11 protein-coding genes and 4 pseudogenes are annotated in these 13,483 nt (G+C 71.9%); 9 read left to right on the top strand and 6 right to left on the bottom strand.

Annotation, left to right across the window (positions count from 1 at the left end; translation table 11 throughout):
- Positions 1 to 152: 152 nt before the first annotated feature.
- Entirely contained in the window at positions 153 to 620 is a 468-nt protein-coding gene (locus AV521_RS42235; RefSeq protein WP_076096870.1) for a peroxiredoxin, read from the top strand.
- A 79-nt stretch (positions 621 to 699) separates the two neighbouring features.
- Complete coding sequence (locus AV521_RS42230; RefSeq protein ID WP_076096869.1) at positions 700 to 3,027, top strand: SpoIIE family protein phosphatase; 2,328 nt, start codon at positions 700 to 702, stop codon at positions 3,025 to 3,027.
- 206 nt (positions 3,028 to 3,233) lie between these two features.
- Here AV521_RS42230 and AV521_RS42225 read toward each other — a convergent pair whose 3' ends face one another.
- Positions 3,234 to 3,839 (bottom strand): DNA polymerase ligase N-terminal domain-containing protein, encoded by a 606-nt coding sequence (locus tag AV521_RS42225; protein WP_076096867.1) that lies wholly within the window; start codon positions 3,837 to 3,839, stop codon positions 3,234 to 3,236.
- Positions 3,840 to 3,896: 57 nt separating this feature from the next.
- The gene (locus AV521_RS42220; protein WP_076096865.1) at positions 3,897 to 4,760 is read right to left on the bottom strand and encodes an oxidoreductase; all 864 of its coding nucleotides are present in this window, start codon (positions 4,758 to 4,760) and stop codon (positions 3,897 to 3,899) included.
- Between the two features lie 307 nt (positions 4,761 to 5,067).
- Here AV521_RS42220 and AV521_RS51855 point away from each other — a divergent pair, with 307 nt between their 5' ends.
- Both AV521_RS51855 and AV521_RS51850 read left to right on the top strand, forming a co-directional pair.
- The gene (locus tag AV521_RS51855; RefSeq protein ID WP_076096863.1) at positions 5,068 to 5,313 is read left to right on the top strand and encodes a hypothetical protein; all 246 of its coding nucleotides are present in this window, start codon (positions 5,068 to 5,070) and stop codon (positions 5,311 to 5,313) included.
- A 22-nt stretch (positions 5,314 to 5,335) separates the two neighbouring features.
- Positions 5,336 to 5,728: pseudogene (locus tag AV521_RS51850) on the top strand (hypothetical protein); the annotation flags it as partial.
- Positions 5,729 to 5,834: 106 nt separating this feature from the next.
- Here the strand turns inward: AV521_RS51850 and AV521_RS42205 are convergent.
- A complete protein-coding gene (locus tag AV521_RS42205; RefSeq protein WP_076096859.1) occupies positions 5,835 to 6,665 on the bottom strand; it encodes an aldo/keto reductase in 831 nt (276 codons plus the stop codon).
- Positions 6,666 to 6,758: 93 nt separating this feature from the next.
- Between AV521_RS42205 and AV521_RS42200 the strand changes: the two are divergent.
- The 3 pseudogenes from AV521_RS42200 to AV521_RS42190 all read left to right on the top strand — a co-directional run.
- A pseudogene (locus AV521_RS42200) lies at positions 6,759 to 7,412 on the top strand (LacI family DNA-binding transcriptional regulator); the annotation flags it as partial.
- Position 7,413: 1 nt separating this feature from the next.
- Positions 7,414 to 7,674 (top strand): annotated as a pseudogene (locus AV521_RS42195) (GH32 C-terminal domain-containing protein); the annotation flags it as partial.
- A 55-nt stretch (positions 7,675 to 7,729) separates the two neighbouring features.
- Positions 7,730 to 8,400 (top strand): annotated as a pseudogene (locus AV521_RS42190) (TauD/TfdA dioxygenase family protein).
- A 1-nt stretch (position 8,401) separates the two neighbouring features.
- On the opposite strand, the gene AV521_RS42185 reads toward AV521_RS42190, so the two are convergent.
- Together AV521_RS42185 and AV521_RS42180 are read right to left on the bottom strand one after the other, a co-directional pair.
- The gene (locus AV521_RS42185; protein WP_076096857.1) at positions 8,402 to 9,430 is read right to left on the bottom strand and encodes an LLM class flavin-dependent oxidoreductase; all 1,029 of its coding nucleotides are present in this window, start codon (positions 9,428 to 9,430) and stop codon (positions 8,402 to 8,404) included.
- Positions 9,431 to 9,546: 116 nt separating this feature from the next.
- Positions 9,547 to 11,049: a metallophosphoesterase gene (locus AV521_RS42180; protein WP_107481165.1), complete on the bottom strand. Its 1,503-nt coding sequence runs from the start codon at positions 11,047 to 11,049 to the stop codon at positions 9,547 to 9,549.
- 183 nt (positions 11,050 to 11,232) lie between these two features.
- Between AV521_RS42180 and AV521_RS42175 the strand changes: the two genes are divergently transcribed.
- A complete protein-coding gene (locus AV521_RS42175) occupies positions 11,233 to 11,520 on the top strand; it encodes a DUF1905 domain-containing protein (protein WP_076096853.1) in 288 nt (95 codons plus the stop codon).
- A gap of 510 nt (positions 11,521 to 12,030) precedes the next feature.
- Here AV521_RS42175 and AV521_RS42170 read toward each other — a convergent pair.
- Positions 12,031 to 12,561: a GNAT family N-acetyltransferase gene (locus AV521_RS42170; RefSeq protein WP_076096851.1), complete on the bottom strand. Its 531-nt coding sequence runs from the start codon at positions 12,559 to 12,561 to the stop codon at positions 12,031 to 12,033.
- A gap of 321 nt (positions 12,562 to 12,882) precedes the next feature.
- Here AV521_RS42170 and AV521_RS42165 point away from each other — a divergent pair, with 321 nt between their 5' ends.
- Positions 12,883 to 13,407, top strand: coding sequence for a dihydrofolate reductase family protein (locus tag AV521_RS42165; protein ID WP_256725941.1), 525 nt, complete (start codon positions 12,883 to 12,885; stop codon positions 13,405 to 13,407).
- Positions 13,408 to 13,483 lie beyond the last annotated feature (76 nt).

The raw sequence follows: 13,483 nt of genomic DNA, 5'->3' as shown, positions 1-13,483 counted from the left end.
CGTATGACGCGGAGAGTGCAGCACCTGCGGCAAGACGAACGCCCTCGCGCCTACCGTCCAGTAATATCCGGCGCGGCGCCCGCCCGCGCGGCGCGGGGAGTCGCCCGGAACGAGTCGGGCCCGCGAAGGGGCCCGAGCGAGGAGGGACGGTCATGACGGAACGTATCGAGGTCGGGGACAAGGCCGAGGACTTCGCCCTGTCCGACGAGACCGGCGCCACCCGCCGGCTCAGCGAACTGCTGTCCGACGGGCCGGTGGTGCTCTTCTTCTACCCGGCCGCTCTCTCTCCGGGCTGCACCGCCGAGGCCTGCCACTTCCGCGACCTCGCCGCCGAGTTCGCCGCCGTCGGCGCCCGGCCCGTCGGCATCAGCGGCGACGACGTCGACAAGCAGCAGGAGTTCGCCGGCCGGCACGACCTCGGCATGCCGCTGCTCTCCGACCCCGACGGCACGGTCCGTGAGCGGTTCGGCGTCAAGCGCGGTTTCTCCCTCGTCCCCACCAAACGCGTCACTTTCGTGATCGCCCAGGACCGCACGGTCCTGGAGATCGTCCGCAGCGAGCTGCGTATGAACACCCACGCCGACCGGGCTCTGGCCGCCCTGCGCGCCCACAAGGGCTGAACGGCTCCCGCTCCGCGCCGGACGCTTAGGCGCGCACGCGCGCTTGATGTGCCGCGTCAATCGGAACATCCTGGGGCATATGAAGCATGGCGCCGCCGTGGCGGTCATTGACGCCCTGGGCACGGTGACCGGGTGGAGCGAGGGAGCGCGGCGGCTCACCGGCCGTCCGGCCGCGGACGTCGTGGGCCGGCCCGCTGCCGAACTGCTCGCCGAGGACATCCCGGACGACACGCTCGCCGCGCGCGCCGGCAGCGTCGCGCTGCGTCACCGTGACGGCCACCGCGTCGACCTGGCCGTCACCGCCTGCCCCGTCGCCGGGGCCGACGGGCAGTCCACCGGCTTCGTCGTCACGGCCGACCCGCCCGACGCCACTCTGCCGGCCGACGCCTTCGAACAGGCCTCCATGTCCATGTCGGTCTTCGACCTCCAGCAGCGCTATCTCCGGGTCAACGACACCGCCTGCAAGGTGATGGGCGTCCCCGAGTCCGCGCTGACCGGCCGATTCTTCCCGGAGACCGTGGAGGAGACCGCATACAACCAGGGCTTCCTGCGCCACCTCCGAGAGGTCGCCGAGACCGGCCGGCCCGTCCGCTACGAGAGCTTCGCCGGCGCCCCCGCACTGAACCGGGAGCACCTCTGGAGCATCGAGATGTGGCCGTTGCGCGCCGCCTCCGGCGAGCTGGCCGGGGTCGCCATGGCCGCCTTCGACAACACCGAGCAGTACTGGGCCCGCCGTCGCCTCGCCCTGCTCAACGAGGCCACCACCGCCGTCGGCACCACCCTGGACGTGGTGCGCACCGCCGAGGAACTGATCGACATCCTCGTCCCGCGCTATGCCGACTTCGCCAGTGTCGACCTGCTCGACTGGGTGCTGGGCGCGGACGAGCCGCCGATGATGCCGGACGGTGTCGCACTGCACCGCATCGCCCACGGCTCGACCCACGAGGGCAATCCCGGCGCGGCCGTCCGCATCGGCGAGACCGACCTCTATCCGCCGGGCTCACCGCCCGCCCGCGCTCTGCGCGAGGGCCACGCGATGCTCAGCCAGGCCGGCGAGCCGGAGTTCGTCGAATGGCTGGAGGACCGCAACGCGCGCTCGCCGCAGGGCCGCCCCCATCGGCTGGACGCCCACTCCCTGATCGCGGTGCCCCTGCGGGCCCGCGGCACCACGCTGGGCGTCGCGGTCTGCGTCCGCTCGGCCCACCCCGACGCCTACGCCTGCGACGACGCCGTCTTCGCCGAGGAACTCGGCAGCCGCGCCGCCGTCTCCATCGACAACGCCCGCCGCTTCGCCCGGGAGCGCACCACCGCCCTCGCCCTCCAGCACAGCCTGCTGCCCAGGGGCCTGCCCGGACAGGCCGCGGTCGAGGTGGCCCACCGCTATCTGCCGTGCGGATCGCTGGCCGGCATCGGCGGCGACTGGTTCGACGTCATCCCGCTCTCCGGCGGCCGGGTCGGCCTCGTCGTGGGCGACGTCGTCGGCCATGGCATCCAGTCCTCGGCCACCATGGGCCGGCTGCGCACGGCCGTACGCACCCTCGCCGATGTGGACCTGCCGCCCGACGAACTGCTCACGCACCTGGACGACCTGGTCACCCACCTCGCCGCCGAGGACAGCGGCGAGGAGGTGGCCGAACTCGGTGCCACCTGCCTGTACGCCGTCTACGACCCCGTCTCGCGCCGCCTCAACCTGGCCGCCGCCGGCCACCCGGCCCCGGCCGTCGTCCTGCCGGGCGGCACCGCCGAGTCCATCCCCATGAGCGCCGGACCACCCCTCGGTGTCGGCGGGCTGCCGTTCGAGGCGACGGAACTGGAACTCCCCGCGGGCTCCGTTGTCGCTCTCTACACCGACGGCCTGATCGAGGACCGCGACCGGGACCTCGACGGCGCCGCCGACGAACTGCGCAGAGCCCTCAGCGCGCCCGCTTCCTCGCTCGAGGCCCTGTGCGACAGCGTCCTGAAGGCCGTCCTGCCCGACCAGCACAGTGACGACGTCGCCCTGCTGCTCGTACGTACCCGCGCCCTGGGCGCCGACCGGGTCGCCACCTGGGACGTTCCGCCCGACCCCGCCGAGGTCGCCGCCTTCCGGCAGGCGGTCGGCGAGCAACTGGCCACCTGGGGGCTGGACGAGGCCGCCTTCGTCACCGAACTCGTCGTCAGCGAACTCGTCACCAACGCCATCCGCTACGGCGAACCGCCCATCCAGCTCCGGCTGATCCGCGACCGGGCGCTCATCTGCGAGGTCTCCGACGCCAGTTCCACCTCACCGCATCTGCGCCGGGCGCACGCCTACGACGAGGGCGGCCGCGGACTGCTGCTGGTCGCCCAGCTCACCCAGCGCTGGGGCAGCAGACAGACCGGCCGGGGCAAGACGATCTGGGCCGAGCAGGCGCTGCCCGACATCTGACCGGCCCGATCAGTGGACCGGGCAGCCCGGGTTCGGGGCGTCCTCCAAGGGCGGGGAGCCGTGCGGCAGCTCGGACAGCACACCGAGCACGAGCGGGGTGTCGCGGTGAACATGGAGCCGGCGTTGCCTGCCGGGGCACTAGTTGGGGCCGGAACCCGGCGATCCGGATCCGCTCCCGAGCCTGAAACACCTCCCGGCACCGCCGCTCACTCGCCGTCGGCCGCGACCTGGGCGAGGGTGCGACCGGTGCGCACCGAGCGGGCCCGGCGGGGATCGGGGGTGCCGTGGCCGTCCGACCGCGCCGGCCCCTTGCGCACCAGCAGCCAGGCCTCCTCCTCGTCCGCACCGGTGCGGAACCGGGTCAGCGCGTACTCGCCGTGCAGCTTCGTCCCGTGCAGCCGGAACGTGGCGTGCCCGCGTTCCAGGGACTCCGCGAACCCCACCGGACGGCCCCCGCGGTCGTGGCTGAGCGGCTCATAGGTGCCGCGGTCCCACACGATCACCGTGCCGCCGCCGTACTCGTCCTTCGGGATCACGCCCTCGAAATCCTCGTACTCCAGCGGATGGTCCTCCGTCGGCACGGCCAGCCGCTTGTCCCCGGGGTCGGTGGACGGGCCCTTCGGGACCGACCAGGACTTCAGGACGTCGTCGATCTGGAGCCGGAAGTCGAAGTGCATCCGCCGCGCGTCGTGGATCTGCACCACGAAATGAGGCTCCTCGTCCCCCGACCCGCGCGGCTGCCCCGACGGTTCACGGGTCCGCTCGAAGTCGCGCTTGCCGCGGTACGTCCGCAGCCGGTCCTCCGCTGCCACGTGCGGCTCCTTCCGTGCGGCCGCCTCACGGGCCCCGAGTACCCCGGGCTGGGCCGGTCAGCCCGCGATGCGGTCCAGCTCGGCGACCGTGTCGTCCGGCAGCACCAGGCTCGCGGCGGCGATGTTCTCCCGCAAGTGCTCCGGCGAGGACGTGCCGGGGATGAGCGCGATGTTCGGCGACCGGTGCAGCAGCCAGGCCAGCGCCACCTGCTGCGGCGAGGCCTCCAGCCGGGCGGCGACCTTCGCCAGTGTCTCGGACTGCAGCGGGGTGAAACCGCCGAGCGGGAAGTACGGCACGAAGGCGATGTTGTCGGCGGCCGTACGCGCCACGAGGGCGTCGTCCTGCCGGTTGGCCAGGTTGTACAGGTTCTGCACGCTCACCACGGGCGCGATGGCCAGCGCCTCGTCCAGCTGCGCGGCGGTCACCGTGCTCAGCCCCAGGTGCCGGATCAGCCCCCGCTCCCGCAGCCCGGCCAGCGCGCCGAACTGCTCGGCCAGGGAGTCGTCGTTCGGGGCGTCCACGTCGCCCAGCCGCAGATTGACCAGGTCCAGGGCCTCCACGCCGAGGTTGCGCAGGTTGTCGTACACCTGCGCCTTCAGGTCCTCGGGGTGCCGCGACATGATCCAGGTGCCGTCGGCTCCCCGGCGGGCGCCGACCTTGGTGACGATACGGAGGTCCTCGGGGTAGGGGTGCAGGGCCTCCCTGATGATCTCGTTGACGACCACGGGACCGTAGAAGTCGGCGGTGTCGATGTGTGTGATACCCGCCTCCACCACCGCGCGGAGCACCGCGACGGCCCGGTCACGGTCCTTGGGCGGACCGAAGACACCCGGCCCGGCCAGCTGCATGGCGCCGTAGCCGACGCGGGTCAGGGTCAGGCCGTCGGCCGGGGTGATCGTGCCGCCGAGCTGTGCGGTCATGTCGTACCTCTCAGGATGGTGCTCAGGTTGTCCGAGCCACCGCTCTCGCTCCGGCGGCCCCGCTTTCCACCCTGCATCCCGGGCGCCCGCCGTTGCAGTACCCCGGCGATCCTGGGAGTGCCAGGGCCAGGGACGTGGGGCTGCCCGGTGGCGGCCTGCGACGGGCGCCGGGGCTGCACCGCGAGGAGGCCGCGCTGCCGGCCGGCAGCGGCTCCGACTGCTTGCCTGTGGCTGGAGCAGGGCCGGGACCGTAACCCGTCCGTGCAGGTCCCCGAGGCTGTTGCGCGCGTGCTGAAGCTCGTCGCCGATGCCACGGCCCACCTCGTCGGCCTCGCCCAGGACCGGCCAGGCCCGGTGCACGGTCCGGGCGCCGCACGCGGCCGTGCCGGCGAGCCTGCTGCAGCTCATCTACGGCCGACCGCGCAACCCCGCCTGCATCCAGAACCGCAACACCGACTACCTGGCCGCGAACATCCTCGTCACCACGCTCACCCCGAACCGCCGGCCCGGCGTCCAGTGCCCCAGCAGGCGACGTCTGCCCGTCAAGGGGTGACGTCCGGTGCCGTGCTCTCGGTGTGCCGGCTGGAGGCCGTACCCGAGGGGCTGGGGCGTCCGTGGGCTTTCGGCCCGTGGCGAGAGGGCGTACCGGGCGTCGCGACGGGGCGAACGTCGCCTGTTGGGGCACTGGATCCTGCGGGCCGTCCTCCTCAACCCGGCCGAGCGCGCGTTGCGCCGGGGCCGACGCCGACGACCCGCGGCTGCGCGACCTGGCCGGCGAACTGGACCGGTGCAGCGACCGCTTCCGCACCCTGTGGGCCCGGCAAGAGGTACGGCCCCGCCGCGGCCGGGTGAGCCACCTGACCCATCCACAGGCCGGCTACCTCGATCTGCCGTCGAACGAGCAGTCCGTGGACGGCACCGAAGGACTCACCCCGGTCGTCTTCCACGCCGAGCCCGGCAGCCGCAGCGCCGCACTCCTTGACATCCTCGCCAGCCCCGCCGCGCCCCCGGGTGACGGCACCCGGAAAGCGGCACGCTGCAGCGGATCGAGGAGCGGTAGAGCCTCCGGCCGGCTCAGAACTCCTCGTGCCGTTCGGGATCGCCGCCGAGCCGGCGCGGGGCGCGGCGGGCGATCGCCGCCAGCTGGCCGGAGTCCAGGGAGAAGCGGAAGACGTCCAGGTTGGCGCGCTGCCGGCCCGGATCCGCCGACTTCGGAATGGGCAGCGCGCCCATCTGGAGGTGCCAGCGCAGCAGCACCTGGCCCGGAGTCACCCCGTGCAACTCGGCGATCCGCGCGACCGCGGGGTCGTCCAGCACATGGCTGCCCTGGCCCAGCGGACTCCAGCTCTCGGTCACGATGCCCTTGTCCGCGTGGAAGGCGCGCAGCTCTTCCTGCGGGAACAGCGGATGCAACTCGATCTGATTCACCGACGGCAGCACGCCGGTCTCCTTCTCCAGCAGCGTGATGTGCTCCGCGGTGAAGTTCGAGACGCCGATCGAGCGGACCAGCCCGTCCTCGCGCAGCTTGATCATCGCCTTCCAGGAGTCGACGTACTTGCCGACCCGGGGATTGGGCCAGTGGATCAGATACAGGTCCACATACTCCAAGCCCAGCCGCTGCCGGGACTCCTCGAACGAGGCGAGGGTCTCCTCGTAGCCGTGGTGCCGGCCGGGCAGCTTGGTGGTCACGACCAGTTCCTCACGCGGCACGCCACTGCCCGCTATGCCCCGCCCCACACCGGTCTCGTTGCGGTAGTTCGTCGCGGTGTCCACCAGCCGGTAGCCCAGGCCGAGTGCGGAGCCCACGGCCTGCTCGGCCGCCGCGTCGTCGAGCGGCCAGGTGCCGAGGCCGATGGCGGGGATCGCCGTACCGTCGTTGAGGGTGTACGCCGGAATACCGTTCACGATGGGACCTTCCCTCGACTGTGTCGTCCCTCCAGCCTCACGGATAGGGTGAGCGGTGATCAAGCGGACGGGTGGGAGAGGGCAGCGGACAGCATGGGCGGCGGCACGGAGCGGGGCGGTGCGGGCGGCGGACGGCCCACTTCACGCGACGTCGCCCGGCTCGCCGGCGTCTCGCACACGGCCGTCTCCTTCGTCTTCAACGGCCGAGCCGGGGGCAACCTCTCGCCCGCCACCCAGGAACGCATCCGGCAGGTCGCCGCCCAGCTCGGCTACCGGCCCGATCCGGTCGCCCGCGGCCTGCGCCGGCGCCGTACGGCCATGATCGGGCTGGTCACCGACGAGATCGCCTCGTCCCCGTTCGCCGGGCGGCTGCTGCGCGGCGCGGTGGAGACCGCCTGAGACAGCGACCACCTGGTGGTCACGGTGGACTCCGGCGGCGACCCGGCCAAGGAGGACGCGGCCGTCGCCGAACTCCTCGACCGGCGCGTCGACGGCATCATCTACGCGGCCATGTCGCTGCGCCGGGTGCGGGTTCCCGAGGGGCTGCACCGCACCCACTCCGTGCTCGCCAACGGCCTGCCCGAGGACGACTCGCCGCCCGCTGTCGTCCCGGCCGAGCGGGCGGGCGGGCGCACGGCCGCGCGGCTGCTGCTGTAGGCCGGGCACCGCCGGCTCGCCGTGGTCGGCGGGCAGGACGACATCGCGTCCGTGGAGCGGCTGCGCGGCTTCCGGGACGCCCTCCGCGCCCTTCCTCAACCGGCGCGGCACCGTCAACCCCGACTCCAGCGGCAACAGACAGGAGAGTCGCAGCCCCTTCGACCCGGGCGCCGGCCGGGTGCGGCTGCGCATCCCGGTGGACCGCACCTGCGTCGAGATGTTCGTCGACGACGGCCGGTACGCGCACTCCAGCGAGGTGTTCCCATACCTGGTGGACGACCGGCTGGCGCTCTTCGCGGCCGGCGGCACGGCGGTGTTCCGGAACACGGTCATCCGGGAGTTCACCGTGTGAGGGCCGGGATGTCACGATCGGTGGGAAGCCGGTGCAGACGAGCACCGGAGCGCGCATGGCGCCGCACAGGGCCACCGTGGATCACACGGAGCGCGTCGGGGGGGAGGTGAATCCGGTCGCCGGGCACATCGGTGCCGAGATCACCGGCGCCGAACCCGCCGGGCCGCTGGACGACGCCGTGGTGGCCCTGATCCGGCAGGCCGTACTGCGCTGAACGGCGGTGTTCTTCCGCGGGCAGCAGCTGGACCACGCCGGGCATGTCCCCTTCACCCGCCGCTTCGGCGAACCCGTGGTCCCGGTCCGGGGGGAGTGCCTCACCGGCCGGCTTCCCGGAGGTGGAGACCACCGCGGGCCGGCTGGAGCTGGGCGGCCGGTTCGGCATGGAGCACGGGGAGCGGCCGCGGCGGCGCCGGCACACCCTGCTGCGCGGCCGGCAGTGCGACCACGGCACCCGTCGCCGGCCGCGACCGCCCTACGGCGGCGACACGACCCCCGGCAGTCTGGCCGCCGTCCACGCCGGACTCTCGGCGCTGGTCCGCCCCTTCGTGGGACGGGCTGCGCGCCGAGCACCGGCTCGGCGCGGCCACCCTCCCCTCGCCCCAGCGACAACGCCCACCTGGGCCTCCCCGGATCACGCACCGGGTGATGCTCGCGGGCGACGTGCCGGTCGGGGTGGACGGCGGGCGGTCGGCACCGGTCACCGGTACGAGGGTGGGGCGCTGGTGACTCAGCCGGCCGGCCGCCACCCCAGCGCCGGGCCCAGCTTCGTCGCCATGTCCGTGAGGATCTGTATGTAGTCCTCGTGCTCGAAGGTGAACGGCAGCGCGAACGCCACCTCGTCCACCTCACGGAACGCGGCGTGCGCATGCAGCCGTTCGGCGATCTCCTCCGAGGTGCCGACCAGGTCCGGGGCGAACAGCAGCCGGGCCGGACCCTGCGGGGAAGCCGTGCGGGGCAGGCGCCGCGCCGCGTACGCCTCGTACTTGGCGCGCTGCTCCGGGCTGGCGGAGTCGGTGGGAATCACGACCAGCCCCTGCGAGACCCGGGCCGCCTCGCCATCGGGATGACGGTCGCGGAACTCCCGGATGAGGGACAGCTGGATCGCTGCGAAGTCCCAGGGCCCGTCCGGCTGTTCCGCCTTGACCACGCTGCTGGTCAGGAAGTTCATGCCGTGCTCGCCGGCCCAGCGAGCCGAGCCGAGGCTCGCGCCGCCGTACCACAGCCGGCGGCCCAGACCGGGGGAGTGCGGTTGGACCACATCGGAGAAGACCTCGAAGCCCTCGACCCCGCTGAAGTCGCTGGCGGGCTTGCCGCGCACGAAGTCCAGCAGCCGCCGTACCCGCTCGTAGGAGAAGTCCTCGGCATCGGCGGTGTCCGGGTACAGCGCCTCCTTGATCTGCTCGTAGTGCATCGGCGGGCCCACGCTCACGCCCGGGTTCAGCCGGCCGCCGGACAGCAGGTCGACCGTCGCCAGGTCCTCGGCCAGCCGCAGCGGGTTCTCCCAGCCCAGCGGGATCACCGCCGTGCCAAGCTCGATGCGCCGGGTGCGCTGGGAGGCCGCCGCGAGGACAGCTACCGGGGACGAGATGCCGTACTGCAGATGACGGTGGCGGACCCAGGCGCTGTCGAAGCCCAGCCGCTCACCCAACTCGATGATCTGCAGCGTGGACTCATGGCCCCGGGCCGGATCCGCCGCGTCGAACAGGCCGATCGTGAGAAAGCCCAGCTTGCGCAGCGGGCGAGGGGTGGACGGCACGGGCTCCTCCAGCGGTCGTACGACGGCTCTGTCCCGATTCTGGCAGGCCGATGTGACAACCGTGTGATCACTTCTGATCACTGCAACCGATCACTGCAACTGATCAGCGCAGCCGATCACTTCAGCGGGATGACGAACTCGTCCTCGACCGGCGGATCGACCTCCTGCGCGCGGTTGCCGGTGGCGGCGAAGCAGCGCAGCCGCAGCGCCTCAGGAGAGACGTCGAGGCGCAGGAAGCACTTGAAGAACGGCGGGCTGTAGGTGGCCGAGCCGGGCGAGAACAACTGGGTGTAGACCTTGTGCACGGGCAGCCGGAAGCGGGACGTACGGTCCGGGCGGCCACCGGTGCCGAGCAGGCTCGCGACCAGACGGGTGCGCCGGGTGACCTGGGCGTCGGAGCCCGGCTTGCGGCCCGGCTCGATGCCGAGCCGTTCGGCGACGATCGTGGTCGCCTCGGCCTCGGTCAGGTTGAGGAGGCGGGGCAGCCGCAGCCGGCGGCCGTACAGATGGCTGTAGAAGGCGAGCGAGTCACCGCGCAGCGGATAGCAGCGGAAGTCCCGCTCGGTGACCCCGCCGACCGACACGCGCGGGATGGTGTGCGTGGCATGCATGAACGCCCCGCCGCCGCCCGCGACCACGTACTGGATGGTGCGGCCGTCCACGTCGACCGGGTAGCGCTGGTAGTTGTGGATGTCACCACCGATCGCGGCCACGTAGTGGTGGTCCGGGTCCCGCACGATCTCGTCCACCGTCCCGCCGCCCTCGATCGCGCACGGATGGTGCTCGCCGTCGACGTACAGCGGCGACCCGGTGATCAGGATCTTCGGCTTCGGGTCCCGGGACACCTCGCGCAGCCAGGCGCCCTGTTCGGCGTCGATCGTGCCGAGCAGACCGGTGTCGATGCCGACGATCCGCAGCGGGCCCGCGTCGATCGCCCAGTACGGCCCGGGCTGCGCGGCCTGTTGACCGGGAGCCGACCGCAAGGCCCGTGCGGCGGTGAGCCGTTGCTCGTCGGTCGGCCGGGGCCGGTGCCACAGCAGGGCGCGCCACCAGGCGCGGCCGAGCGGGCGCGGCCGGGGCTCGGGGTCGAGCGGCGGGGTGTCGTCGCAGAAGACACGCATGAACGCACCGAGATCCTCGTACCAGTCGTGGTTGCCCGGTATCGCGTAGATCGGCGCTGGATAGTCCTGGTAGGGCCGGAAGAACTTGTCGCCGTAGTCCTCGGCGCTGCCCACCGGATAGATCACATCGCTGGCGATCACCGCGAAGTCGGTGTCCTGACTCACCTTCAAAAAGCCTGGTACGACGGCGTATTGGCAGCCGTCGCCCTCGCCGGTGTCGCCGATGACCATGAAGGAGAACTGGTCGGCGCCGTCCCGCCGGATCACCTTGTCGGCGGGCGCCCCGGCCGCCTCCCGGCGCGCCACCCAGCGGCCGCGGGTACGGCCGGTCGGATCACCGAACCAGGACGCCAGGACGCCGTTGCGGGCGGCCCACAGCGTCCGTGGATTCAGCCACGACAGCTTCTCGACGTGGTCCGGCATCAGCTGCTTGTAGGTGCCGGGCTCGGCCGAGCCCCAGCCGGCGCCCTGTGCGGTATCGCGCGAGGAGTCAGACACGCGGTGCACCGTAACAACGCACCGGCCGACGGCGGTCGGCGGCCCCGACGTCCGGGCGTGTCGCCCACAGGCCGAGAGCCAGCTTCGACCGGAACGCCCAAGTTCCGTACGAGCTGGGCGAACAGAGGGGGCACCCGGGCGGGAGCCGATACGCTGTCGATCTCCTTCAGGACGGGGCAGAGCATGGAACTCGCCTTCGCCGGCCGGGTCGTGGAGTGGCGGGGACCGGCGCCGTACTACTTCGTCGCCGTGCCGGACGCGGAGTCTGCCGACATCCGTGACGTGGCCGCGCTGGCCAGCTACGGCTGGGGCGTGATCCCGGTCGAGGCCAGGATCGGCACCACCGCCTTCACCACGTCCCTCTTCCCCAAGGACGGCGGCTACTTGCTCCCGCTCAGGGCCGCCGTTCGCCGCCCGGAGGGGCTGGCGGCCGGTGACGAGGTGACGGTGGTGATGACCGTACGTTGGTGAGTCCCGCACCTGCCACCGAACGGCCTCTCACGGTCGTTACGCGTAGCCTTGCGCGGCGCTGAGCTGAAGGGCGATGGAGCGCCAGGTGACAGCCGCGCGTGGACCGGCGTTGTGGCGCTGACCCACCGGGACGAGGCGTCCAGCCAGTTGTCCAGGTGCTGTGTGCCCAGGTGTGGCCTTCCCCCGCCCACTCGCCGCGCTCGGCCCGCGCCTGCCGAGCCGGTGCCGGAGTCGGCGAGCCGGCGGTCGTAACCGAGGGGCACGGTGCGTGCGGCACCCACCAGACAGGCCAGTCCCCGCCGGCCGGGCTCACCCGGTGCCCGCTCGGATACCGCGATGCCTCCGCCGCTCCGGGGCCCGAGCAGCCGGACCCAGCTCCACAGGATGCCGTCGACGGTGCAGTCGACGGCGAGGGAGCCCAGGAAGGGGCGCGAGAGCGATTGCGGCAGGCAGCCTCATGCGTACAACCGAAGGTCTGTATGCGCAGCCGGAAGACGACGCAGCGCCGCATCAAACAGAGTGGCCCAACTCCAGGAACATCCGCTCATAGTGGGTGTTGCCCGGTCCGGGACGACGGTGCCCGTCGGGCTTCCATCCGTGCCGGGCGTAAAAGGCCTGTGCTCGGCCGTTGCGCTCCCACGCTTCGAGCACCCCGGTCGTCAGGGACGCATCGCGCAGGAACCGGACGAACGCCGCGTGCAGCCGGCCGCCGATCCCCAGCCCCCAACTCCCAGGCCGGACATGGATCTGATAGAGCTGGCCGACGAACGCGGCGTCCACGTCCGCCTCCAACGGTGGGCCCATCGCCAAGACACCCACTGTCTCGCCCTGCCGCATGGCACACAGCACCGTCTTGGTGTCGTCCTGGAGGGCGCGCGACCACATTTCCCGCCGATCACTGTGTGCCTCGGGAGAGTTGAGTTCCGACTCCGCAATGCCGCCGGCGTGGTAGTACGCGGTGCGCGCAAGGGTGTGCAGGTCGGTGATCGGGTCCAGGTCGTCGAGGTTCGCGGGCCGTAGTGAGATCTGGTGAGTGGTCATGATCGGTTGACGCAGTTACGTTGCTACGAAGTTCCCTTGATGACACCCCAGTTGGCCTGCCCAAGGGATCACGAGGACGTGACGGTCGGCTGCTTTGACCCCGGAGCCGTGGGCGCGACCGGCGCCCATGCCGTCGAAGACGAGGTCGTTCTCCGATGGCGCGGAAGCGATGAGTTTCGAGGGGGAGTCGAGTCGACCAGTGCGAACAGTACGAAGGAGACCGACGAGAGGAACGGCCGTGGACGCCAAGCCCCGTCAGGGCGCTGTCAGCGCGCCCGGCCCGCCGCCGGGACACACGGAACGCCGGCACGCGGGGGAAAAGTGCTCTGGCACTTCACCATGTCGCTGGACGGGTTCGTGGCAGGGCCGAATCATGAGATGGACTGGATGACCGGTTTCTCGTTCGAGCCGGGCCTCATCGACGCATATGTCCAGACGACCGGCGCGGTGCTGGGCGGTCGAGACGGCTGGGACGCCTACCCCGATGCCGGCACCGTCTACGGCGGCGCGTGGCAGGGCCCGCTGTTCGTCCTGACACACCACCCCGAAGGCACACAGCCCGCCGACGGGGTGACGTTCTTGCGCTGCGACGTGGCCGAGGCGGTCCGGATCGGGCTGGACGCGGCCAACGGCAAGAACCTTGAGGTCTTCTCGCCCGCGATCGGCCGGCAACTTCTTGAGCGCGGACTGATCGACCGGATCGATCTGCACATCGCGCCGGTGTTGCTCGGTGAAGGAATCCGGCTGTTCGACAACCCGGGAGGCGCCCCCGTCCGACTTGAGCTGCTCGACGACGACCGTTCGGCGGCGGTGACCCTGCGGTATCGCCCGCTCGCCACGAACTGACGAAAGCCGGGCAATGGCATTTGGATGCAGTCCTGCCTCCGTCGTCTCGCCGATCGGTATAGGGAAAACCCTCGAT

It is taken from the genome of Streptomyces sp. IMTB 2501 (assembly GCF_001953885.1).
GTDB lineage: Bacteria > Actinomycetota > Actinomycetes > Streptomycetales > Streptomycetaceae > Streptomyces.
Note: the sequence above shows the minus strand (reverse complement) of the source record. Positions and strands in the feature narration are given on the sequence as shown.